The 22,808-nt window shown below is 74.7% G+C and carries 21 protein-coding genes and 1 pseudogene; 10 read left to right on the plus strand and 12 right to left on the minus strand.

Annotated features, from left to right (window positions below; translation table 11 throughout):
* The first annotated feature begins 100 nt into the window (after nucleotides 1-100).
* From AB0F18_RS20065 to AB0F18_RS20075, 3 genes are all read left to right on the plus strand, one after another.
* Nucleotides 101-961: a methyltransferase domain-containing protein gene (locus tag AB0F18_RS20065; RefSeq protein ID WP_362062530.1), complete on the plus strand. Its 861-nt coding sequence runs from the start codon at nucleotides 101-103 to the stop codon at nucleotides 959-961.
* A gap of 71 nt (nucleotides 962-1,032) precedes the next feature.
* Nucleotides 1,033-1,401 carry an STAS domain-containing protein gene (locus AB0F18_RS20070; protein ID WP_362062449.1) on the plus strand — a complete coding sequence of 123 codons (369 nt, stop codon included), beginning with the start codon at nucleotides 1,033-1,035 and terminating at the stop codon, nucleotides 1,399-1,401.
* 18 nt (nucleotides 1,402-1,419) lie between these two features.
* On the plus strand, nucleotides 1,420-2,004 hold the full coding sequence (locus AB0F18_RS20075; RefSeq protein ID WP_362062452.1) for an ATP-binding protein: 585 nt from the start codon (nucleotides 1,420-1,422) through the stop codon (nucleotides 2,002-2,004).
* On the opposite strand, the gene AB0F18_RS20080 is transcribed toward AB0F18_RS20075, so the two are convergent.
* Nucleotides 1,976-2,557, minus strand: coding sequence for a hydrolase (locus tag AB0F18_RS20080; protein ID WP_362062455.1), 582 nt, complete (start codon nucleotides 2,555-2,557; stop codon nucleotides 1,976-1,978). The two genes, AB0F18_RS20075 and AB0F18_RS20080, sit on opposite strands and share 29 nt — an antisense overlap.
* 125 nt (nucleotides 2,558-2,682) lie before the next feature.
* Between AB0F18_RS20080 and AB0F18_RS20085 the strand changes: the two are divergent.
* A pseudogene (locus AB0F18_RS20085) lies at nucleotides 2,683-2,773 on the plus strand (dienelactone hydrolase family protein); the annotation flags it as partial.
* Nucleotides 2,774-2,958: 185 nt separating this feature from the next.
* Nucleotides 2,959-4,008: an enoyl-CoA hydratase/isomerase family protein gene (locus tag AB0F18_RS20090; protein WP_362062458.1), complete on the plus strand. Its 1,050-nt coding sequence runs from the start codon at nucleotides 2,959-2,961 to the stop codon at nucleotides 4,006-4,008.
* 7 nt (nucleotides 4,009-4,015) lie between these two features.
* Here AB0F18_RS20090 and AB0F18_RS20095 read toward each other — a convergent pair whose 3' ends face one another.
* The gene (locus AB0F18_RS20095; protein ID WP_362062460.1) at nucleotides 4,016-4,759 is read right to left on the minus strand and encodes a TetR/AcrR family transcriptional regulator; all 744 of its coding nucleotides are present in this window, start codon (nucleotides 4,757-4,759) and stop codon (nucleotides 4,016-4,018) included.
* Nucleotides 4,760-5,041: 282 nt separating this feature from the next.
* Here AB0F18_RS20095 and AB0F18_RS20100 point away from each other — a divergent pair, with 282 nt between their 5' ends.
* The 3 genes from AB0F18_RS20100 to AB0F18_RS20110 all read left to right on the plus strand — a co-directional run bounded on the left by AB0F18_RS20100 (nucleotide 5,042) and on the right by AB0F18_RS20110 (nucleotide 8,048).
* On the plus strand, nucleotides 5,042-5,785 hold the full coding sequence (locus AB0F18_RS20100; RefSeq protein ID WP_362062463.1) for a class I SAM-dependent methyltransferase: 744 nt from the start codon (nucleotides 5,042-5,044) through the stop codon (nucleotides 5,783-5,785).
* A gap of 107 nt (nucleotides 5,786-5,892) precedes the next feature.
* Nucleotides 5,893-6,693: a hypothetical protein gene (locus AB0F18_RS20105; protein ID WP_362062466.1), complete on the plus strand. Its 801-nt coding sequence runs from the start codon at nucleotides 5,893-5,895 to the stop codon at nucleotides 6,691-6,693.
* A 104-nt stretch (nucleotides 6,694-6,797) separates the two neighbouring features.
* On the plus strand, nucleotides 6,798-8,048 hold the full coding sequence (locus AB0F18_RS20110; protein ID WP_362062469.1) for a cytochrome P450: 1,251 nt from the start codon (nucleotides 6,798-6,800) through the stop codon (nucleotides 8,046-8,048).
* Between the two features lie 27 nt (nucleotides 8,049-8,075).
* Here the strand turns inward: AB0F18_RS20110 and AB0F18_RS20115 are convergent, their stop codons facing one another.
* The 4 genes from AB0F18_RS20115 to AB0F18_RS20130 form a co-directional block, all read right to left on the minus strand.
* On the minus strand, nucleotides 8,076-9,146 hold the full coding sequence (locus AB0F18_RS20115) for an alpha/beta hydrolase-fold protein (RefSeq protein ID WP_362062471.1): 1,071 nt from the start codon (nucleotides 9,144-9,146) through the stop codon (nucleotides 8,076-8,078).
* 58 nt (nucleotides 9,147-9,204) lie between these two features.
* Entirely contained in the window at nucleotides 9,205-10,788 is a 1,584-nt protein-coding gene (locus AB0F18_RS20120; RefSeq protein WP_362062474.1) for a molybdopterin-dependent oxidoreductase, read from the minus strand.
* A gap of 117 nt (nucleotides 10,789-10,905) precedes the next feature.
* Nucleotides 10,906-11,088, minus strand: a complete 183-nt coding sequence (locus tag AB0F18_RS20125) for a hypothetical protein (RefSeq protein ID WP_362062476.1) — start codon at nucleotides 11,086-11,088, stop codon at nucleotides 10,906-10,908.
* 186 nt (nucleotides 11,089-11,274) lie between these two features.
* Nucleotides 11,275-12,960, minus strand: a complete 1,686-nt coding sequence (locus tag AB0F18_RS20130; protein WP_362062479.1) for a ricin-type beta-trefoil lectin domain protein — start codon at nucleotides 12,958-12,960, stop codon at nucleotides 11,275-11,277.
* 157 nt (nucleotides 12,961-13,117) lie between these two features.
* Between AB0F18_RS20130 and AB0F18_RS20135 the strand changes: the two genes are divergently transcribed.
* Together AB0F18_RS20135 and AB0F18_RS20140 are read left to right on the plus strand one after the other, a co-directional pair.
* On the plus strand, nucleotides 13,118-13,759 hold the full coding sequence (locus AB0F18_RS20135; protein WP_362062482.1) for a TetR/AcrR family transcriptional regulator: 642 nt from the start codon (nucleotides 13,118-13,120) through the stop codon (nucleotides 13,757-13,759).
* A 46-nt stretch (nucleotides 13,760-13,805) separates the two neighbouring features.
* Nucleotides 13,806-14,726 (plus strand): serine/threonine dehydratase, encoded by a 921-nt coding sequence (locus AB0F18_RS20140; protein ID WP_362062484.1) that lies wholly within the window; start codon nucleotides 13,806-13,808, stop codon nucleotides 14,724-14,726.
* A gap of 22 nt (nucleotides 14,727-14,748) precedes the next feature.
* Here AB0F18_RS20140 and AB0F18_RS20145 read toward each other — a convergent pair whose 3' ends face one another.
* The 6 genes from AB0F18_RS20145 to mdlC are packed head-to-tail and all read right to left on the minus strand — an operon-like array spanning nucleotide 14,749 to nucleotide 22,735.
* Complete coding sequence (locus AB0F18_RS20145; protein ID WP_362062487.1) at nucleotides 14,749-14,991, minus strand: hypothetical protein; 243 nt, start codon at nucleotides 14,989-14,991, stop codon at nucleotides 14,749-14,751.
* Nucleotides 14,988-16,898, minus strand: coding sequence for a peroxidase family protein (locus tag AB0F18_RS20150; RefSeq protein WP_362062490.1), 1,911 nt, complete (start codon nucleotides 16,896-16,898; stop codon nucleotides 14,988-14,990). Before AB0F18_RS20150 ends, AB0F18_RS20145 begins: the two co-directional genes overlap by 4 nt.
* A 9-nt stretch (nucleotides 16,899-16,907) precedes the next feature.
* Nucleotides 16,908-18,284 (minus strand): hypothetical protein, encoded by a 1,377-nt coding sequence (locus AB0F18_RS20155; RefSeq protein WP_362062493.1) that lies wholly within the window; start codon nucleotides 18,282-18,284, stop codon nucleotides 16,908-16,910.
* A gap of 33 nt (nucleotides 18,285-18,317) precedes the next feature.
* Complete coding sequence (locus AB0F18_RS20160; RefSeq protein ID WP_362062495.1) at nucleotides 18,318-19,670, minus strand: cytochrome P450; 1,353 nt, start codon at nucleotides 19,668-19,670, stop codon at nucleotides 18,318-18,320.
* A complete protein-coding gene (locus AB0F18_RS20165) occupies nucleotides 19,667-21,079 on the minus strand; it encodes an FAD-linked oxidase C-terminal domain-containing protein (protein ID WP_362062497.1) in 1,413 nt (470 codons plus the stop codon). The genes AB0F18_RS20160 and AB0F18_RS20165 overlap by 4 nt, the downstream gene beginning before the upstream one ends.
* Nucleotides 21,080-21,124: 45 nt before the next feature.
* Nucleotides 21,125-22,735: a benzoylformate decarboxylase gene (mdlC, locus tag AB0F18_RS20170; protein WP_362062500.1), complete on the minus strand. Its 1,611-nt coding sequence runs from the start codon at nucleotides 22,733-22,735 to the stop codon at nucleotides 21,125-21,127.
* Nucleotides 22,736-22,808 lie beyond the last annotated feature (73 nt).

A 22,808-nucleotide genomic window follows, 5' to 3' on the forward strand; every position in this document is an offset into this window, starting at 1 on the left:
CGTCTGCCCATACTGTAGCGCCAAGGTTTGGGCGTGCGCCCATTCCTGTGCCGAGACACCGGAGGAGACCGACATGCACGAGGACGGCCTGCACGACGACCTGCCCGAGACCGGTATCGCCAACACCGCCCAGGCGGAGGCGTGGAACGGCTACGACGGCACCCACTGGGCCACCCACCAGCAGCGCTGGGACGCCGTGAACGACGGGTTCAACGAGCCCCTGCTCGACGGGGCCGGGATCCGCCCCGGCGACCGCGTCCTCGACATCGGCTGCGGCGCGGGCCGGACGACCCGGCTCGCGGCGCGGCGGGCCGCCGGCGCGGGTACGGGCGGCATGGCGCAGGGGCTGGACCTGTCCGCCCCCCTGCTGGCCAGGGCCCGTGCCTCCGCCCTGGCCGAGGGCGTCGGCAACGTGGTCTTCACCCGGGGGGACGCCCAGGTGCACCCCTTCGAGCCGGCCTCCTTCACCCAGGCCATCAGCCGGTTCGGCGTGATGTTCTTCGCCGACCCCGAGGCCGCCTTCACCAACGTCGCCGGTGCCCTGCGCCCCGGCGGCCGTCTGGCCTTCGTCGCCCCGGCCGAGGCGGGGTCCAACGACTGGATGGGGGCCATCCGGGCCCTGGACGGGATCCTGCCCGTGGGGGAGTTCGCCGCCCCCGGCAGCCCGGGCATGTTCTCCCTGGCCGACCCCGGCCGCACCGGGGAGCTGCTCCGCACGGCCGGCTTCACCGCCGTCGCGGCCGAGCGGACCGAGGCGTACGGGGTGTGGGGGAGCGGCGCCGAGGACGCGGCCGACTTCCTGCTGGGCTCCGGGCCCGGCCACCACCTCCTCGCCCAGGTCGGCCCCGCGGCGCGGGCCGAGGCGCGCCGGGTGCTGACGGAGCACCTGCGTCCGTACGAGCGCGACGGCGCGGTCCGTCTGCTCGGCACGGCATGGCTCGTCACCGCGAACCGGGAGTAGGCGGGGTATGCATGCATAGGGCCCCGCGAGCGGGGCAGGTGCAGGGAAGCGCGCGGGAAGGGTGATGCCCGATGGTGATGCCGGGAACGGAAGACGAACGGTTCAGCGTCGCGGTACGGGCGGTGGACGGGACGGTCCTCCTCACGCTCGGCGGAGAGCTGGACCACGACACGGCCGAACCCCTGCGGCAGGCCCTCGCCGCCGCGGCCGCCGACGGCGGGCGGCTGGTGGTGGACATGGCCGGGCTGCGGTTCTGCGACTCCACCGGGCTGAACGCGCTGCTGCACGGAAGGATCGCCATCGAGGAGGCCGGCGGCTCCCTGGAGCTGGCCGGCCTGGGCGGGCCGGTCGCCCGCATGTTCCGCATCACCGGAGCCGACGCGGTCTTCCCCGTGTACGAGGACGTCACGCAGGCGCTGGGAGTCACACCCGGACGGTGAGGAGAGGGGCGCAGGACCATGGAACGGCGCAGGCCGGTCAACCGGAACTGGCTGCTGGTCCTCGACGGGCTCCCGGATCCCGTCTCGCGCAGCCGCGACTTCACCCGCCGGGCCCTCACGGCCTGGCACTGGCTGCCCGGCGGGACCCCGTCGGAGCGGCAGTCCGCGGAGGACGTCCTGCTGCTGGTGTCGGAGGTGGTGGCCAACGCCTGTCTGCACGGGGGAGGGCCCGGGGCGCTGGTCCTGGACTGTACGGAGGACCGGCTCCGCATCGAGGTGACGGACACCAACCCGGCCCCGCCCGTACCGGCGGGCTCCGCCGGTACCGGCCCGCGTTCCGGCCTTCGCTCCGGTTCCGGTTCCGGTTCCGGTGTGCGGCGAGGGGCGGGCCGGTCGGGGGATCCCGGGTGGCCGGGCGGGTTCGGGCTGCTGATCGTGGACCGGCTGGCCCGGAACTGGGGCTCACGCCCCGGAGCGGCCGGCAAGTGCGTCTGGCTGGAGGTGCCGTGCCCGCCCGAGGTCCGGTGCCCGCCCGAGGTCCGGTGCCCGCCCGCGACGCGGGCCCGGGCGGGGCTCAGCGGGGAGAGTTCAGCGCAGCGATGATCTCGGCGGTGGAGCTGACCCGGCCGAGGCGCGGGAAGATCTTGCCGAAGGTGTGGGCGTGCGAGTCGGCGTCCAGGTCGGCGGTGGCGTCCTCGGCGAACACCAGCCCGTAGCTGTGCTCCCAGGCCGTGCGGGCGGTGGACTCGACCCCGATGCTGGTCGAGATGCCGGCCAGCACGATGCGGTGGACCCCGCGCCGGCGCAGCTGGAGGTCCAGCTCGGTGCCGGTGAACGCACCCCAGTGGCGCTTGGTGACGGTGACGTCCCCGAGGGCCGCGAGTTCGGCCGGGATCTCGGAGAACGCCGCCGGCGGGGCGGTGGCGGGGCCGGGCCGGTCGACATCGGTGGTGGGGAGGTCCCCGCCGTCGGGCGACCAGGCGACGTTGACCAGGACGACCGGGAGCTTGTGGGCCCGGAAGGCCTCGGCGAGCGCGATGCCGTTGGCGAGGACCTCGCCGGAGGGGCGGGCGGTGGGCAGGGCGAGGATGCCCTGCTGGAGGTCGATCAGCACGAGGGCGGTGCCGGGGTCGAGGGTGAGGGGGGAGGACGTCATACCGGTCTCCTCTTGCGGTTGCTGCGGCGGTTGGTGACGAGCCCTCAGTCTGCCGCTCCCCGGCCGCCGACGGGCGGGGCGGGGCCTCGCGCCACACACGGATCGGTGACCCGGGGCTCTTCTGAGCCTTCGTCGCCTTCCCCGACCACAGCGAGCGGCACCCAGGGGTGCTGATGTACGCGGACGGCTTCGGCATCCGGCGTGCTGCGGGAGATGCCCGGAAGGCGAGCTGCTGGGCGTGCTGCTCGACCAGCCGCGGGTCTCCCGGCTCCAGCCGCTGCACCTGCCCGCGCCCGCCGCCCCCCGGCCGGCCGCAAGCCTTTCGGCCCGAAGCCGTCCAGACTTGACGAGATCGTCAGAAACGATCTTCATATGGCGACGGACGCGACATACTGACGCCTGTGAAGACCGAAGACGAAACCGTTCAGATCGGCACCGAAGGCTGTACGGGCCTGATCACCCTCAATCGTCCCGAGGCCCTCAACGCCCTCACCCGTCCCATGGTGCTGAGGATCGGAGAGGCGCTCACGGCCTGGGAGTACGACCCCGCCGTCCGGCAGGTCCTGATCCGCGGGGCCGGCGAGCGGGGCCTGTGTGCGGGCGGTGACATCCGGGCCATCCACGCCGACGCCAAGGCCGGCACCACCGCGTCCCTCGCCTTCTGGCGGGACGAGTACCGGCTGAACGCGCGCATCGCCCGCTACCCCAAGCCGTACGTGGCCCTCATGGACGGGATCGTCATGGGCGGCGGGGTCGGGCTGTCGGCCCACGGCGGCGTGCGGATCGTCACCGAACGCTCCCGGGTCGCCATGCCCGAGACCGGCATCGGCTTCGTCCCCGACGTCGGCGGCACCTACCTGCTCTCGCGCGCCCCCGGCGAACTCGGTACCCACCTGGCCCTGACCGGTACGGCGGTCGGCGCGGGCGACGCGATCCTGTGCGGGCTCGCCGACCGCTACCTCCCGTCGGACTGGCTGGACGAGTTCACCCGGGAGCTCGCCGGCGGCCCCGTGGCCGAGGTGCTGGAGAAGTTCCACGGCGCCACCCCTCCCGCGGCCCCGCTCGCCGCCGAGCGGGAGTGGATCGACCACTGCTACGCCGCCGACACCGTCGAGGAGATCCACCGGCGGCTGCTGGCCTCGGGCCTGCCGGCGGCGCGCGAGGCCTCGCAGACCCTGCACGCCAAGTCCCCGACCTCGCTGAAGGTCACCCTCGCCGCCCTGCGCCGGGCCCGCGGACTGGACTCGCTGGAACGGGTGCTGGAGCAGGAGTACCGGGTGTCCAGCGCCGCCCTGTCGGCCCCCGACCTCGTCGAGGGGATCCGCGCCCAGGTGATCGACAAGGACCGCCGTCCGCGCTGGTCGCCCGCCGCCCTCGTCCAGGTCCGTGCGGCGACCGTGGAACGCTTCTTCGCCCCGCTCGGCGACGGCGCCGAACTGACCTTCCCGTAGGGACGGTTCAGTCCCGGCCGAGCCGGGTCGCCAGGCCGTCGAGGACCCGCTGGAGTCCGTAGTCGAAGTTCTCCTCGCGCATGCGCGCCGGGTCCCGGCCCTGCCAGGCGGAGGCGTGGTCCTTCGTCAGCGGGTGGTCCTCCAGGGCCTGCTGCGAGGCCGGGACCAGGGACTCCAGCCACTCCGTCTCGCTGCGGCCGCTGCGGGCGAGGAGGGAGAGGTAGGAGGCCTCGCTGGTCGTCGCGCCGATGACGTAGGAGATGACGGCCTTCATCGCCAGGTCCGCCTCGGCCTTCGGGAACCCGGCCGCCAGGGCCATCGCCAGCATGCGCTCCGACATGCGCATCAGGTTCGGGCCCAGGTACGCCAGCCCGACCTGGCCGAGGACGGACGCCACCCACGGATGGCGCAGGACCATGCCGCGCAGGCTGTGCCCGCTGTGCGACAGGGCCTCGCGCCATCCGTCCGGGCCGGTGGTCTCGGGCAGTTCGAGCTCGCCGTAGACCTCGTCCACCACGAGTTCGATGAGCTCGTCCTTGTTGGCCACGTGCCGGTAGAGCGACGTGGCGGCGGTTCCCATCTCGGTGCCGAGCTTGCGCATGCTCAGCGCCTCGATGCCTTCGGCGTCCAGCAGCCGCACGGCCGCCGCGACGATCTGCTCCTGGCTCAGCGCGGGCTGCTCCTTCTGCCGGCGGGGCCGGGTCCAGACGGAGGGGACGGGCGCGGAAGTCTGCTGCTCTGATGAGGACATGCCCTCAGCCTACCGCGCTGCGCACACTGTACGCATCCTGCGTACAGCTGAATGGCGGATCCGTCGGAAAGTCGGCCCGGGCGTGCCCGGAACGCGCCCGCGACGGGCTGGGGCGGGGGTGTGGGCGGGCCTGCGGCCCGAGGGCGGAGGGGGTGCGCCCGGGGCCGCCGAACGCCCGGCACGCGACCGTACGCGGGTTCCGTGCGTGGCCTCTGACCTGGGCTTTTGTGTGCAATCTCGATACGATCAACCCCTCGGGAAGCCCTCGGGAAAGGGGAGTTCATGGACCGGAACATTCGCTCGGTGGAAGACGTGCTCAGCCTTCTGGACGGCCTGTTCGCGCCGGGCGCGGACCGCTGGACGGCCGCCGGCGCGGACTGGTGGGACGGCTTCTACGCCGACCGCTCCAAGCCGGTGCCGTTCTTCGTGGCCAAACCGGACGAGAACCTCGCCTCCTATCTCGACCGCGGCCTCGTCACCCCCGGCCGCGCCCTCGACCTGGGCTGCGGCCCGGGCCGCAACGCCCTCCACCTCGCCTCCCTGGGCTTCGAGGTGGACGCCGTCGACCTGTCCCCGACGGCCCTCGCCTGGGCCCGGGACCGCGCCCGGGACGCGGGCGCCGACATCCGCTTCCACCACGGCGACGCCTTCGCGCTCGCCGCCGCCGGTGAACTCGACGGCCCCTACGACCTGATCTACGACTCCGGCTGCTTCCACCACCTGCCGCCCCACCGCCGCGTCAGCTACCTCGCCCTCCTCGAACGGGCCCTCGCCCCCGGCGGCCACCTCGGCCTCACCTGCTTCGCGTCCGGCGCGATGGGCTCCGAGGTCCCCGACGCCGAGCACTACCGGCAGGGCAGTCTCGGCGGCGGCCTCGCCTACACCCCCGAGTCGCTGCGCTGGATCTTCTCCGGCCTGGAGGAGACCGAACTGCGCCGCATGCACGACGAACCGGACAGCTCCCCGCACTTCGGCGAGCCCTTCCTCTGGACGGCCCTCTTCCGCCGCGCACCCCTGGCCGGATAGGCGCTCTTTCCGGCGAGGCCGGCGCACGGCTGGATGGCGGGGGGAGCCCCGGAACACTGCTCCCCCCGGGCATCCCCCCGGTCCCCGATCCCAGGAAGGCACGGCCGATGAGCGCACCCGCCATGACCAGCTTCGGCGAGGTCTACCGACTCCCCGACCCGCGCGGGTACTTCACCCGCCTCCAGCCCTACGCCTACCAGACCCCGGCACACGCCCAGCCGGTCTTCCGCGCCCTGGCCGGAGAGCTCGCGCCCGGCCGGCGCACGGTCCTCGACGTGTGCTGCTCGTACGGCATCAACGCGGCCCTCCTCAACCACGACCTGACCCTCGACGAGCTGTACGCGCACTACACCTCGGAGCCCGCCGCCCGGCTGAGCACCGCCGAACTCATCCGGTACGACCGCGAGTTCTACGCCAAGCGGCGCCGCCCCGACGCCGTACGCGTGATCGGCACCGACGTCTCGCGGCCCGCGGTGGAGTACGCGGTGGCGGTCGGACTGCTCGACGAGGGGCACGACGAGGACCTGGAAACGGCCGAGCCGGCCCCCCGGCTGCGCGCCGCCGCCCCCGGCGTGGGCCTGATCACCATCACCGGCGGGACCAGCTTCCTCACCGGACGCACCTTCGGCCGGCTCCTCACCGCCATCGGCCGCCCGGTGCCGGTGGCCGCCTTCGTCCTGCGCACGCACGACTTCCGGGCCATCGCCGCCTGCCTGGAGTCGTACGGGCTGACCGTCGAACCCGCCGCGGACACCAACCCCCAGCGACGCTTCACCGACCCCCGCGAGCAGGCCGCCGCCGTCGCCGCCGTAACGGCCCTCGGCGAGGACCCGGAAGGCAAGGAAACGGCGGGATACTTCCACACCCGGCTCCACCTGGCCCGCCCGAAGACCGAAGGCCGGACCTGAGGCCCAGCGGGGCCACCCGCACGCGTCCGCCCCGGACTTGTCCAACCCGGCCACCAGGCCGCACTGTTGGCCGGGAATCGTCCGTACGGACCAGGAGAGACGGCTTGTCACCCGAGAACGCACCCGAGCGCGCCCACGTCATCGACCCCGCCGGCGGCTGCCCGCACGCCCTCAACGCCCGGCTGCGCGCCCGGGGACCCGTCGCCGAGGTGGTCCTCCCCGGCGGGATACCCGGCGCGGTCGTCCTCGGGCACGAGGCGCTGAAGGAGTTCCTCGCCCACCCCGACGTGGCCAAGGACGCCCGCCACTTCCCCGGCCTGCACGACGGCACCGTCCCCGCCGACTGGCCGCTGCGGGTCTTCGCCAACGCCCAGGGCATGCACACCGCCGACGGCGCCGACCACCGCCGCCTGCGCTCCCTCGTCGGCAACGCCTTCACCGCCCGCCAGGTGGAGCGGCTGCGCCCGCGCGTCGAAGAGCTGACCGACGAGCTCCTCGACGACCTCGCCCGGGCCGCCGAAGGCTCCGCCGACGGGGTCGCCGACCTGCGCACCCACTTCGCGCTGCCGCTCCCGATGGGGGTCATCTGCGAACTGCTCGGCGTGGACCCCGAGCACCGGGGACGCCTGCACCAGCTCTCCCACACCGTGATCATCTCCACCGACATCCCCCCGGCCGAGGTGATGGCCGCCGTACGGGAACTCGTCGAGCTGATCGCCACCATCGCCGCCGCCCGCCGCGCCGCCCCCGGCGAGGACCTCACCAGCGCCCTGATCGCCGCCCGCGACGGCGACGGCGACCGGCTCAGCGAGGCCGAACTCATCGGCACCATGCGGCTGATGCTCGTCGCCGGCCACGAGACCACCCTCAACCTGATCAGCAACGCCGTCCGCGCCCTGTGCACCCACCGCGACCAGCTCGCCCTGGTCATGGAGGGCAAGGCGACCTGGTCGGACGTGGTGGACGAGACCCTGCGCTGGGACGGGCCGGTCAGCTGGTTCCCCTTCCGCTACCCCACCCGCGACCTCACCCTCGACGGCACCCTGATCCCCCGGGGCACCCCCGTCCTCGCCGGCTACACCGCGGCCGGCCGCGACCAGGCCGTCCACGGCCCGGACGCCGACCGCTTCGACGTCACCCGCCCCGGCGCCGCCCGCAACCTCTCCTTCGGGCACGGAGCGCACTACTGCGTCGGCGCCCCGCTCGCCCGGCTGGAGGCCACCATCGCCCTGGAGCGGCTCTTCACCCGCTTCCCCGGACTCGACCTCGCCGTGCCCGAGCCCGGACTCCCGCACCAGCGCAGCTTCATCGGCAACAGCGTCGAGGCGCTCCCCGTCCGGCTCGGCACGGTGTGACGGCCCGCCCACCGGGGGCCACGACGGCTACGACGGGGCGACGGGCGCGGAGAGCTCCGAGCTCAGCCAGCCCAGCGCGTCCGGGTACATCCCGGTCCACGTCTGGAAGTTGTGGCCCCCGGCCGGGCGGACGAGCGTCTTCACCCGGACCCCGCTGCCCTGCGCCGCCCGGCTGAACGCCGCCAGCTGCCGGGGCGGGCTGTCCTTGTCCTGGGCCGACGTGGCCAGGAACAGCCCGACGTCCTCGCCCTTCGCCTGCCCTACCAGCCACATCGGGCTGTTGTGCTCCCGCAGCACCGGATCGGGCAGCACCTCCGGGTCCCCGGTCAGCGGATCCGGGTCCAGGGCCGCGCCCGCGCGGAACGCCTTCGGGTACTGCAACGGCAGCTTCACCGCGCAGAACGCCCCCGTCGACACGCCCATCAGCCCCCACCCCTTCGGCTCGGGCAGGGTACGGAAGTTCTTCTGCACCAGGTCGGGGACGTCCCGCGCGAGCCAGGTGGCGATCTTGCGCTGAGGGGTGTCGGTGCAGTCGGTGTTCACCCCTCCGGGGTACAGCTCCGGGATGACCAGGATGAAGGGGTGCGCGGCCCCCAGCCGCACCAGCTGCTCCAGCGCGTCCGGCATCGACCCCAGGTCGAGCCAGGAGCGCGGGGTGCCCGGATACCCGTGCAGCAGCGTCAGCACCGGGAAGCGGGTCTTCTGCGCGCCCGGGGCGTCGTACTCGGGCGGCGTCCACACGACCACCTGGCCGGCGAGCTTCGAATGGCTGCCCCGGAAGTACGTGCTGCGCGTGCCGTTCTCCCCCGGGGTGAAGCGGGCGCGGCCCACCGGTGGGCCGGTCATCGCGGAGGCGTCCTGGCCGGCGTCGGGGCCCAGCAGGTCGTCCCAGGAGGCGTAGAGCCCGTACCCGTCGTTGATCCAGGCGGCCACCACCCCGATGGCCGTCAGCTGGCACAGCCCGATCATCAGCACCCGGGCCGCCCAGCGCACCACGCCGGGGCCGGGCACGCGGTTCCACAGCAGCAGGGCCAGCAGCATGGCCAGTGCGGTGACGGCGACCAGCGTGACGAGGAACGACGTGCTGGTCAGCTCCACGGCCTCGGCTCCTGACGTATGCCCCGGTATCCCCCCACAATGTACGGTCCCGGAACGGCTACGCGCGGACGCTCACCGTGACGGAGTGCCAGCCCGTCGCCCCGTCGGGCAGGGTGCCCCGGCGCTCCTGCGGCTGTACGTCCCCGCGCCCGTCGGTGGCGCGGACCTCCAGGGTGTGCTCCCCGGGCGCCGCCTCCCACGGCCACACCCACTGCCGCCAGGTGTCGACGCCGTCCGGGTCGCCGAGCCGGGCCTCCTGCCACGGGCCGCCGTCCGCCCGCACCTCCACCCGCACGATCCCCCGGTGCTGGGCCCACGCCACCCCGGCCACCGCCACCCGTCCCGCGGCGAGCTTCGCGAAGGGGCGCGGGGCGTCGATCCGCGACTGCGTCTTGACGGGGGCCTGCTGCGCCCAGGAGCGGCGCACCCAGTACGCGTCGTACGCGGAGAAGGTGGTCAGCCGCAGCTCGGTCAGCCACTTGCAGGCGGACACGTACCCGTACAGGCCCGGTACGACCATCCGGACCGGGAAGCCGTGCGCGAAGGGGAGGGGCTCGCCGTTCATCCCGACGGCCAGCAGTGCGTCCCGGCCGTCCATCACGGTTTCGACGGGCGTGCCGATCGTCATCCCGTCCACCGAGCGCGCCACCAGCTGGTCGGCCGGGCCGCCCCGGGAGGGCGGCCGCACCCCGGCCTCGCGCAGCAGGTCCGCGAGGCGTACGCCGAGCCAGCGGGCGTTGCCCACGTACGGGCCGCCGACCTCGTTGGACACGCAGCACAGGGTGATGTCGCGCTCGGCCAGCGGCCGGGCGAGCAGGTCCGGCAGGCTCAGGGTGAGGGGGCGGGAGACCCCTTCGCCGTGGATGCGCAGCCGCCAGGTGCCGGCGTCGACGCGGGGTACGACGAGGGCGGTGTCCACCCGGTAGAAGTCCGGGGCCGGGGTGAGGAACGGGCCGACGCCCGGCACCCGCAGGTCCGCCCCCGCGGGCACCGGCGGCGCGGGTGCGGCCGGGGGCGGCAGGACCAGGTCCGCCCGGGAGGCGGTGGCCCCGGCCGAGCCGTGGGCGCCGAGGCGCCGCCCGGCGTATCCGGCGACCGCCGAGGCGGCGAGGGTGGCCGCGAGGAGGCGGCCGAAGCCGCGCCGGTCCATCGGCCAGGTCCCGCCGGGCCGGCCAGGCGCCGGGCGGGGCCTGCGGACGGCCGTGGCCAGCAGGTACAGCGCCCCGGCGGCCACCGCCCCGCCGGCCAGGGAGGGCAGGGCGTCCCGCCACCCGGCCCCGGGCCGGGACAGCGCGGCCGCCGCCCCGAGCACCCCCACCGCGGCCGCGAGCGCGCAGCCGGAGCGCAGGTGCCGGACGGCGAGGATCCCGGCGCAGGCGGCGAGCACGGCCAGGAGGGCGACGGTCCCGAGGGCGAGCACCAGCTTGTCGGAGGTGCCGAAGGAGCGGATGGCCCACTCCTTGACGGCCGCGGGCGTACGGTCCACCACGGCCCCGCCGACCGCGGTGAGCGGGGCGGCCTCGGGCCGTACGAACGCCGCCGCGAGCTCGGCCGCCGCCAGGCCGGCGAACGCGGCGACCACTCCACCGACGGCCCCGGCCACGGCGCGGCGGCGCGCGGGCTCCGCTTGCACAGCTGCCACGACCTCACCTCCAGGCGACCGCCCGGGTCCCTGCCGCCAACATAGCCCCGGCTACGTATGCGCCGCTGCGCGGAGCCGTCTCCCCGGCGGGTGGGGGACCCAGCCCCGCGCAGCGGGTCAGGCGGCCGGCGTGCCCGGGGGTTCCGGCGCGGGCCCGCGGCCGCCACCGTCCGCCGCCGGGGCGGTCCGTTCGGCGGCCGGGCAGCCCACCGCGGAGGGTCTCCGCTTGCGGAGTTCCACCACGCCGTCGGTGATCCCGGCGGCAGGGGTCCGGCTCCGGTCCTGGGTGTTCTCGTACATGGCGGGTGCACTCCTGTCGGCTCTCGTGGCCCGTGGGCGCCGGAAAGGGGCGGCCGCCGGATCGTTCCGGCTGCCGCCCCTCGGCCATTCCGGGCCAGTGAACCCAGCGCCCGTGCCGGGCGGGGCCGCCCGCGAGACGATTCCCCCGGAAGAGTGATCCCCCGGAAGGCCCGGCCCGGCGCCCCCTCACACCGGCAGGGACCACGCCTGGTCGGCCCGGTGGTCACCGCAGTCGGCCAGTCGCAGCCGTTCGGCCGGGGCGTCCGCGGTCGCGGGGGCCGCCGGGGCCGTCAGGCACAGGCCGCCCGCCTCCTCCACCAGGGACCCGTCCCGCCGGTGGCGCCAGCTCTGCCCGGCCCGGCGTCCCGGCGCGCAGTCGGCCAGCTCCACCAGGCCGCCCGGGCCCGCGGTGAGGCACGCGCCGGCCAGCCTCAGCCGGCCGCCGCCGCCCAGGGTCCAGCGCTGGTCGGCCCCGGCGGTGCAGCCGGCCAGGACGACCGCTCCGGCGCCGGTCGTGTTGGCCCCGTCCGCGCACTTCGCCCCGAGGCCGTTGACCTGCCCGGTGGGCACGGCCTCGGCGCAGCCACGGGGGCTGAGCCGCCACACCGCCGTGTCGTGCGCGCCGACCCGGCCCGTCAGCGCGTCGCCGGTCTCCGTACGCTTCCCGCTCCACAGGTCCTCGGCGTCCACCACGCAGGGCGCGGGCAGCCCGACGTCGGCCAGCGGTACGGAGACGTCGCGGTCGGCGCCGGAACGGTTGAGCACCGCCACGGCCCGGTCCCCGTTCGCCAGCGGCCGGACCAGCACCTCGAAGGTGGCGTTGGAGGAGACGACCGCGCCCTGACGGCCCAGCGGGTTCTGGTCCAGGGCGATCAGCCGGGTGTTCCCGAGGGCGGCGAGCCCGCCCGGGCTGAGCGCGGATACATCGGAGGACAGGATGAAGGGGGCCGCCATCATCGCCCACAGCCCCACCTGGCTGCGGCTCTCGGCGTCCGTCAGCCCGGGCGCCCCCGCGATCAGGAAGTCGGGGTCGTTCCAGTTGCCGGGGGCCGCGTACCGGCCGAGCCAGCGGTTGTAGCCGTAGTTCCCCAGCACCGAACCCCAGCGCGAGGTCTGCGGGGCGGACGGCTTGTACACCTTGATGTCCTTGCCCTCGCGCCACAACTGGCCCGTCTCACCGACCCAGTCGAGGACCTTGTGCCAGTCGGAGCCGCCCCACTCGCCCTGCTGGAAGTAGGCGGGGGCGGAGGCGGAGAGCACCATCGCGCGCCCGCTGTCGCGCAGCGCCCGGGCCACGGAGCCGTAGGCGTCCCGGTAGGCCTGCTCCCTCGTCTTCCCGGGCGGCACCCACAGGTTGCAGCCGTCCATCTTCACGTAGTCCACCTGCCACGACGCGAACAGCCGGGCGTCCCGGGCGTAGTGGTCCGCGCCGCCGCCCTCGGGGGAGCCGCTGCCGGGGTAGCGCTCGCAAGTGAGGGAGCCGGCGTCCTCGTAGATCCCGAACTTCAGCCCCTTGGCGTGCAGATGGTCGCCGAGCCAGGCCATGCCGTGCGGGAACTTCACCGGGTCGGCGACCAGGTCCCCCCGCGCGTCACGCTCCTTGAGCATCCAGCAGTCGTCCACCGTGACGGTGTCGTACCCCTTGGCGGCCAGGCCGCTGGAGACGAGCGCCTCGGCGTTGGCGACCACCTTCGCCTCGTCGACGTCGCACATGTAGTGCGCCCAGTTGTTCCAGCCCATGGGCGGGGTGAGGGCGAGCGGGGTGTCCGAGGTCGCGGTCGGCTCCGCCGTCGCGGGGGCGGGACAGAGCGCGAGGGCGAGCAGGGCGGCCGCGGTGAGACAGGGGAGTGAGGCGCGCAGGCGAGGCGGCACGGGGTCTCCTTGGCGTGGTGCGTACCGACAGTGATCGTGCCTCAGTGCAGCGGTACGACTACCCGCTGTCAACACGGGTCGGTGGTTCCGGGCCGACGACCAGCAATATGGCCGTAGGGATACGCTGTATGTGACGCTGGCTGATACGGTGTATCTCATGCCCAGACGATCCGATGCCCTGGACCGCGCGACCCCCGAGGCCATCGCCGTCGCCGCCCTGCGCATCCTCGACGAGGAGGGGCCGGGGGCCCTCAGCTTCCGCGCCCTCGCCGAGCGGCTCGACGTCTCCCACGCCACCGTCCAGCGCCGCTGCACCGACATCGCGGGCCTGATGGACCTGTGCACCGAGCACCTCGCCGCCCGCCTCCCCGTCATCCCCGTCGGCACCGACTGGGCCGAGGCCACCGAACTGCGGTTCGGCGCCCTCTACCGGCTGCTCACCGCCCACCCCGGACTGCTCCTGCTGCGCGGCGGACGGCCCTGGCTGGGCCGCCAGCTGCTGGCCCGCCTCGCCGAACCCGCCCTCGCCGACAGCATCGCCGCCGGAATGAGCCCCGCCGAGGCGATGACCGCCTACCGCCGGATGTACCTCCTGACCCTGGGCAGCGCCGCCTTCGTCGACCACCGCGACCCCGCCGCGGCCACCGCCGCCTCCCGGGCCGCGCTCGCCGCACTCGACCCGGCCGAGTTCCCGGTGCTCGGCGGCGCCCCGGCCGAACTGCTGCCCCCGCTGACCGACCACGAGGTGTACTACGGCGCCCTGCGCCAGCTCATCGCGGCCGCCCGGCCCGCCTCCTGAGCCCTCGGGACCCCGCAGACCAGACCAACGAGAGAGGCAGCCCGCCATGGAACAGCAGCTCGACTACGCCGCCGTCCGCGCCGCCGCGGCCCGCACGGCCGGGGTGATCCGGCCCGTCGCCGTCGCGCCCGCCGCCGAGGGCCTGTGGTTCGCCCTGGAGCACCTCCAGCACACCGGCTCCTTCAAGGCCCGCGGCGCCCACAACTTCCTCGCCGCCCACCGCGAGGCCGGCGCCCTCCCGGAGGCCGGGGTCACCATCGCCTCCGGCGGCAACGCCGGCCTCGCCTGCGCCTGGGCGGCCCGGGCGCAGGGCGTCCCCGCCACCGTCTTCCTCCCCGTCACCGCCCCCCGCGTCAAGGTGGACCGGCTGCGCGGCTACGGCGCCGACGTACGGCTCGTCGGTGACCGCTACGCCGACGCCCTCGAAGCCTGCCACCGGTTCGCGGCGGACAGCGGGGCCCTCGGCAGCCACGCCTACGACCACCCGCTCATCGCGGCGGGCGCCGGAACCCTGCTCGACGAGGTCCGGGCCGCGCTGCCCGGCCTGGACACCGTGGTCGTCGCGGTCGGCGGCGGCGGGCTGTTCGCCGGCGTCGCCGCCGCCGCGCGGGCGCACGGCGTACGGGTGGTCGCGGCCGAACCGGAGCACTGCCGGGCCCTGAACGCCGCCCTGGAGGCGGGCCGCCCCGTCGACGTCCCCGTGGACTCCGTGGCCGCCGACTCCCTCGGCGCCACCCGGGTCTCCGCCGACGCCCTGGACGCCGCCCGGCACGAGGACGTCCTGTCCGTCCTCGTCCCGGACGAGGGCATCACCGCCGCCCGCCGCGCCCTCTGGGAGGAGCACCGGCTCGTCGTCGAGGCCGCGGCCGCGACCGCCCTGGCGGCCGTACGCACCGCCCCGGAGCCGCTGGGCAAGCGGGTCGCCGTCGTCCTCTGCGGGGCCAACACCGACCCCTCGGACCTCTGACCCCGCAGACCCGAGCCGCCTCCTACCCGGCCCGGCCGTCGAGCTCCGCGGCCGAGCGGGCCAGGCCCTCGGCCGCCCGGGTGCAGCGCAGCGCGAGTTCGTCGACCCGGGCGCGGAAGGCGTCGGCCTGCGGGCCCTTCCAGTCCAGGGCCTCGCAGGCGCCGCGCAGCCGCTCCGCCCGCTCGCGCAGCACGGCCGCGTGGGAGCGCAGCCCCTCGGCGGGACCGCGCGGCCGGGCCTGCGCCCCGTACGGCTGCCCGCTCACGCCTGCCCCTTCCACGGGGCGAACGCGTTGGTCACCCCGGCCAGGTGCGGCGCCAGCTCCGGGTGGTGCCGCAGCAGTACCGTCACCATCGAGTTCTCGTCCACCCAGCGCAGCCCTTCGGGCGTGTACACCTCCGGCCGGTAGTCGGTCGTGAAGAAGCGGTCGCTCTTCAGCCGGCGGGTGGCCATCAGCACGAAGATCCTGAAGAGGGTGTCGCTGAACCCGAAGCCCGCCGGGCGCGGTTCGGCGAGGTTGCCGACCAGCGTGTCCACCCGGTCGAGCCGGCCGTCGTACAGCTCCCGCAGCAGCGGGGTGTCGCCCGGGTGGCCGCCGGTGAGCTCCTCGAACGACGTGACCGGGCGCTTGCGGAGCATCCTGCGGTAGGCGTTGTAGCGGGGGATGCCGCGCTCCCGGTCGCGCAGGACGTCCACGGTCCCCAGGTCGACGTGCTCGCCGGACAGCCGGGCGAAGTTGCGCAGCGCGTCCGGGTGGTTGTGCAGGACCAGGGCCCCGGGATGTGAGACGCCGAAGGTGTACAGCAGGTCGCTCATCCCGAACTCGTCCACCGACGTACGGGTGGTGGCGCCCTGCATGTCGTCGAAGCCGATGACCTTGCGGACGGCGCCGCCACGGTGCTCGCGGACCGTGATCTCGTCGGGGACCAGCGGGTGCAGCCGGTACGCCGACACGAACTCCTCCGTCATGGAGAACGGCGCCGCGTGGTGGTCGGTGGCGGAGCCGAGGGTCCCGCTGAGGGCCTCGCCGCCGATCCGCCCGAAGGTCTTCGTGACCCAACGGGGCAGCAGCCCGTACCAGTTGGCGCGCATCGCGTGGTGCAGCACGGGGTGGTCGAGGATGCCAGGGGTCCACTCCACCGTGTGGATCTTCGCCATCAGTGCGGTGTTGACCAGCCGCGCGGTGTGGAAGAGCCGCTCGTCGTCCCAGGTGGGGTGGTGGGAGCGGATCAGGTCGCAGATCGCGTTGTGCTCCTTGGAGAACAGCGTGTGCAGCAGCGACAGGCCGCTCCAGTAGTCGCTGTTCATCCCGGTGGCGTCGAGGCACTCCATCCCGGGTCGCGGATCCCGGGGCAGCCGGCCGTCCCGCAGGATCAGGTGCCCGTGCTCCCCGGTGCGCAGGGAGCGGCAGCGGGCCTCGTCCGACCCGTAGATCTGCGAGCCGTCCCACCAGTGGGTGACCGTGTTCTCGTACGTCGGCGGGACGTCGGGGGTGGTGTGCGCGACCGGGTCGGGACGGGTGCGGTTGACCCGCATCGGGCAGGTGCCGCCCCGCTCGGCCCAGTCGTCGTCGGCGGCGAGCGGGACGGTGAAGGGCTCGGCCTCCTCGTTGTCCCCGTGGTTGGCCCAGCCGTGGTTCTGGAACTGGATCCAGGCGGCGGCCAGCAGGTTGAGGGTGGGCGCCGGGACGAACCCGCGCCGCGCCAGCAGCTGCCGGCTGACCTCGCGCGGGCTCGGCGTCATCAGGGCCTCGTCCTCGTCCGGACGGGCCATGTCCAGCGGGGCGTTGCGGTCCAGGCGGGTGCCGGCCCGGCCCATGTCCACGTCGTACGGGTCGTAGCCCGACCCGTCGTACGAGCGGTACGGCGCCAGGCGCGGGGTGGGGCGCCGGTCGCGCTCGCCGCCCGCGCCGAAGGTGTCGTACAGGTTGTGGCGGCGCAGGTCCTCGCGGATCACGGCCAGGTTCATCAGGCCCAGCGGGCCCGGCAGTTCGTACCACTCGCGGGTCCGGTTGATCCGGGCGAAGGCCGCCGACTCCAGCCGCTCCAGGAGTCCGGGCGGCCCGTACGGCTGGGGGGCCGCCGTCGGCGGGGCGCTGCGGCCCGCCTGTCCGGGCAGCCGCCCGGCGGCCTCCGGGGCCGCCTGCGGGGTGGTGTCGGTGGTGTCGGTCATACGGGGTCCTCAGCGGTCGTGGAGGGTGAACAGGTGCGTACCGGTGACCCGGCCGCGGAAGGCGGCGAGTTCGGAGTCGACGTGGGTCCGGGCGTGGGGGACGTCGTGTTCCAGGTTGTGCGCGTAGCGCTCGGCGGCGTGGCACAGCGGGAAGGCGTGGGTGTCGTCCTTCCAGGTGAACTCGGTGAACTCCGCGGGGAGCGCGTAGGCCGACACCGAGGAGCGGCCCTCCAGGCTGGGCACGATGTCGTGCTCGTTGACGAGCGAGACCACCCGGGTGCGCGGGTCGGCGGCCCGCTTGTGGTCGATGGGCGAACCGACGGCGACCACGTGCGTGACCGTGTACAGGGCGTTGAAGTCCGGGTTCGCCGCCAGGTTCATCGCGGTGAGCCCGCCCTGGCTGTGGCCGACCAGCGCCACCTCCGAACCGGACGGCACGAGCCGGTTCAGCGCCCTGCGCACCGCCCGGGTGTAGGCGGTGTCGGTGGAGCCCATCGCGTTGCAGCTGCCGACCATGTCCTGGGGGCTCTCCTGGTTGAACCTCGCTCCCATGCCCGCCAGTTGCACCACGAAGCGGCGCCGCTCGTCCGGACCGGACACCTGTTGGACGAGGAGCAGGCCGCGGGTGCCGAGGTGGCCGATGTTGCGGACGTAGCCGACGATCGTCCCCGAGGTGTCGATCCGCTCCAGCAGTTCGGCCGAGGGGGTGTGCGGCTCGGCGCGGCCGCGGCCCCGGTCCATGAAGGCCCAGAACGCGGCGTTGAAGCCGAGGAAGAAGTCCGAGGTCAGCGCCCGGTTGGTGGCGATCTGCCAGCCGGCGGTGTCGTTGAAGGGGTTCTCGTCGGTCAGCGCGTTCCAGGCCATGATGTCGGCGAAGGACGGCGCCAGGAGCGCCAGCGCGTACTCGGCGCCCTTCTCGGTCAGCAGCCCCTTGAACACCCGGACCGCCTCGGCCTGCCGGTCCTCGTCGATGGCGCGCAGCACCCGCGAGGTGGTCGGGTTGGCCAGCAGCTCCGGGTGGCGTACGGCGGCCGCCCGGATCCGCGCCTTGAGCCCGGCGACGGCGAGGCTGACCGCCAGGCTCTCCCGGCTGGTGAGCACCCCCGCCAGCCAGACGGCGCCCGCGAGCGGGGTGCGCCCGTGCGGGGCCCAGCCGAAGCCGCGGGGGTCCAGGAGGGTCTTCAGCAGGCCGCGCTGGGCGGCGCGGGCCCGCCGCGGGCCGGCCGCCGCCAGGGGCAGCCGGGGGCCGAGCGCGAGGCGGGAGGCGTAGCGGGCGGCCTCGCGCACGGCGTCGGCGGCCCCGGCCAGTTCGCGGCAGACGTGGTGCAGGGAGTCGATGTCCGGCTGGGTGACGGACGCGGCGGCGCCGGGCACGGCTTCGGGCACGGGGAGCTCCTCTCTGTGGGGGTGCACGGCGCCCTAGGGGCGGCCGAGGCGGAGCCGGATGCCGGCCGTGTCGACGATGCCGGGCAGCGGACGGCCCGTGTCGAGGGCCGGGCGGGCTCCGGTGAGCCGGTTGCCGCGCAGCACCTCGGCGCAGACCAGGGAGGACAGCAGCAGCCCGAGCAGGTCGCCCGGGCAGCGGCCGGCGCCCTGGCTGAAGGGGGCCATCCGGGTGTCCTGGTCGGCTCCCGGGGCCAGCCAGCGGGCCGGTGCGAAGAGGTGCCCGCCGGGCACCCGCTCGGGGTCGCGCTGGTGGAAGCCGATGGGGACCAGGACGGTGGTCCCGGCCGGGTAGCGCACCCCGCGCCATTCGGTCTCGGCGCGGGTGACCCGTACGAGGTCGGGCACGATCGGGTAGAGCCGTACCGACTCCTGCACGCAGGCCCGCAGCCGGGGCAGGCCCCTTGTCCCGGCGACGGCCTCCGCGCGTGCCTCGGCCTGCTCGGCGGGGTGGGCGGCCAGCAGGAGCAGGGTGCGGGCGATGGCGGTCGCGCAGACGTCGGTGGCCAGCAGCCAGTGGGGAATCTGGCCCAGGGGGTCGGTGCCCTCGGGGGAGGGGGCGCTCAGGGCGCGGGCGACCAGGGTGTGCGGGGCGGCGCCGGCGGCGTAACGGGCGAGCCGGGCCTCGACCCGGCCGTAGAGGGCCCGGTTGGCCTGGGGACGGCTCCTGCCCATCCAGTTGGCCTGGCCGAGCAAGGTCATGAGCCAGGACCAGAGCTCCTCGTCCTCGGCCGCGGCGTCCCCGAGGGCGACCCGGCGGGCGATCCGGGCGACGGCGGCGCGCAGCCGGGGGAAGTCGAGGATGGTGCCGGCGGTCAGCGGGCGGCACTCCTCCTCGACGATCCCCTGGTATTCCGCACAGGCGGGGTGCAGGGGCTGACCGGCGGCGAGGGCGCGGTCGTTGACCTCGCGGCGGTCCTCGCGCAGCCGGCCGTGCGAGCAGAGCACACCGGTGGGTTCGAAGACGCCGAGGCTGTCGGCCTTGTCCTTGGCGTCCATGGCCAGGACGTCCATGGGCTCGGCGAAGAACCGCGCGATGTCCTCCTCGTCGAACAGGACGAGCATCTCCCCGGACAGGGCGCGCACCATGACGGGCGCCCCGCGGTGCCGGGTCTTCATCGCCCGCAGTGTGGCGCTCGACCAACCCGGCTGGTTCACCCGGGAGTACAGGGCCACCACCCCGGGCCGCGGGCTGGCCACGCCGCGTACGAAGACGGGCAGGGTGTGGGTGGCCATGAAGCGGACGGTCTCCGCCAGGCCGGCCCGGACCGGCCCGTGCGGTGGCGTCCCGGGGCGGGTGGCCTCCCGGGTCTCGGTGGAGTGCGTCATGCCGAGATCACCTTGCCGGGGTTGAGGAGGTTCTTCGGGTCGAACAGCCGCTTGAGGCCGCGCTGGAGCTCCAGGGAGACGGGGCCCAGCTCGCGCTCCAGCCACTCCCGCTTCAGGGTGCCGATGCCGTGTTCCCCGGTGGTGGTGCCGCCCAGGGCGAGGCCGGCCGCCATGATGTCGTCGTAGGCGGCCCGGGCGCGGTCCAGCTCGTCCGGGTCGGATGCGTCGAAGACGACCGTGGGGTGCAGGTTGCCGTCCCCGGCGTGGCCCAGGGTGAAGATCTGCAGCCGGTGGTGGTCGGCGATGCCCTCGATCAGGCCGACCAGCTTGGGGAGTTCGGTCCGGGGCACCGCCACGTCCTCGATGAAGGCGGTGAGCCCGCCGCCCCGGGAGGCCATGTACGCGCCGAGCGCGGGACTGACCAGGCGGCGTGCCTCGATGATCTCGCGGGCCTCCTCCGCGGTGGCGGAGGTGGCCACGTGGTCCGCGCCGGCCTCCTTGCACAGGAGTTCCACGGCGGTCAGCTCGGCGCAGGGGTCGGCGCCGTCGCTCTCGACGATCAGGGTGGCGGCGCTGCCGGCGTGCATCAGCGGGTGCGCCCCCAGGTCCACGACGGCCTGGGTGGTGGCCCGGTCGAGGAGTTCCAGCGCGGAGGGGGTGTGCCCGGCGGCGATGATCGCGGCGACGGCGTCCCCGGCGGCGGTCAGGGTGGGGAACTGGGCGAGCAGGGACAGCGCCGGGGGCCGCGCGGGCCGCAGGGCGAGGGTGGCGCCGACGACCACCGCGAGGGTGCCCTCCGAGCCGACGACCAGCCGCGTCAGGTCGTAGCCGGCGACGCCCTTGGCGGTGTCCCGGCCGGTGCGCATCCGCCGCCCGTCGGGGAGTACGAGGTCCAGCCCGAGGACGTAGTCGGCCGTGACCCCGTACTTCACGCAGCAGATGCCGCCCGCGCCGGTGGCGATGTTCCCGCCGATGGTGCAGGTCTCCCAGGAGGCCGGGTCCGGCGGGTACGTCAGCCCGTGCTCGGCGACGGCCGCGGCCAGCCGGCGCGTGGTCACCCCGGGCTCGCAGCGCACCAGGCGGTTGGCGGGGTCGACCGACAGGATCCGGTCCATGGCGGTGGTGGACAGGACCACGCAGCCGTCGACGGCGTTGGCGGCGCCCGCCAGTCCGGTGCGGGCGCCCTGCGGGACGACGGGGACGTCCAGCTCGTAGGCGGTCCGCATGATGTGTTCGACCTGCTCGGCGGTGCGGGGGACGGCGACCACGGCGGGGGTTCCGCACTCGGAGAAGGGCGCGGTGTCCCGGGAGTGCGCGGCGAGGTCCGCCGGGTCGGTGAGCAGGACGTCGGCGGGGAGCGCGGAGCGGAGCCTGGCGAGCAGGAGGGGGGTGTCGTGGGTGACGGACATGCCGGCCTTCCGGGACGGTGCGGTGGAGCGGACGGTGCGGGGGGGCTACAGGGTGGGGAGCTCGGTGGTGACGGGTACGTCGATGAGCACTGGGCCGTCCTGCTGGAGGGCCGACTCCCGTACGAGCTTGGCCAGTTCGGCGCAGCCGGACGCCTGGTGGGCGCGCACCCCGTAGCCGGTGGCGATGGCGGTGATGTCCAGGCCGGGGATGTCGAGCCCGGGCGCGCCCTGGGCCCGTTCCACCTGCGCGAACCACTGGAGGATCGCGTAGCGCTGGTTGCTCAGGACCACGAAGGTGACCGGGATCTTGTAGGCGGCGGCGGTCCACAGGGCCTGGACGGCGTAGTGCGTGGAGCCGTCGCCGATGACGCAGACCACGGGCCGGTCCGGGGCCCCGAGCTGGGCGCCGACGGCCGCGGCGAGCCCGAAGCCGAGGCCGCCGCCCGCGGTGAAGAGGAAGGAGCCGGGGTCGTCGATCCGGGTGGCGTCGTGGAACTGGCCCAGGTTGGAGGGGGATTCGTTGATCCAGAGGGTGTTCGCGGGGGCGCCCTGGGCGATGGCCGTCATCGCGGCGAGCGGGGTGAGCGCCCCGTCGACCTCCTCGAAGGACTCGGCCCGCTCGATGCGCGGGGCGGGTGCGGGCACCTCGTGGCCGGGCAGGGCGGCGGTCAACGCCCTGACGGTCAGCGCGGGATCGGCCACCAGGGCGTCGCCGACGGGGGCGCGGGCGGCCTCGTCCGCGTCCCGGGTCAGCTGGACCAGCTCGGCCCCCTCGGGCAGGTAGGCCCCGGGGACGTAGGGGTAGTAGCAGAAGACCGGGGCGCCGATCACCAGGACCAGGTCGTGGCCCTCCAGGCAGCGGGAGAGCGGCCCGATCGCCGGGGGCAGCATCCCCCGGTACTGCGGGTGGGACTTGGGGAAGGCGATCCGGCCCTCGGTGGGCGCCGACCAGACCGGCAGGCCGGTGCGCTCGGCCAGTTCCACGACGGCCTCCCAGGCCCCGGAGGCGTCCACGTCGTTGCCGGCGACGAGGACGGCGCTGCGGGCGGCCGCGATCCGTGCGGCCAGCCGCTCCACCACCTCGGCGGAGGGGACGGCGGCGTGCGTCACGGTCCGCGCCGCGGTCCGCTGGGCGGCCCGGTCCTCGTCCTCGTCGAGCACCACGTCGAAGTCGTCCATCGGGAGCGAGACGAACACCGGCCCCTGCGGCGGGGTTTCGGCGATCTGGACCGCGCGGGCCAGCGCGGGGCCCACGTCCGCGGGGCGCGGCGGCTCGTACGCCCACTTCACCGCGGGCTGCGGCAGCAGCGTGGACTGGGGGTTGGCCAGCAGGGCCTCCATGGTGAGCATGGCGCGGACCTGCTGGCCGGCGGTGACCACCATCGGGGTGCGGTTGGCGCGGGCGTTGAGGATCGCGCCCATCGCGTTGCCCGTGCCCGGCCCGGTGTGCAGGTTGACCAGGCCGGTGGTGCCCGAGGCGAGGGCGAAGCCGTCCGCCATGCCGACGACGACGGCCTCCTGGAGTCCCAGGACGTAGCGGAAGTCCTCCGGGAACTGCTTGAGCATGGGGAGTTCGGTGGAACCCGGGTTCCCGAACACCGTGGTCATCCCGCGGGTTCGCAGGACGTCCAGGACCGACTCTCGGACCGTACGCATGGCAGTTCCTTCGGGGCGAGGGCGGGGATGGCGACAGTGGGTGATCAATCCATCACATTGCGTGCACCAAGGC

It is taken from the genome of Streptomyces sp. NPDC029216 (genome assembly GCF_040648015.1).
In the GTDB taxonomy this organism is placed as follows: domain Bacteria; phylum Actinomycetota; class Actinomycetes; order Streptomycetales; family Streptomycetaceae; genus Streptomyces.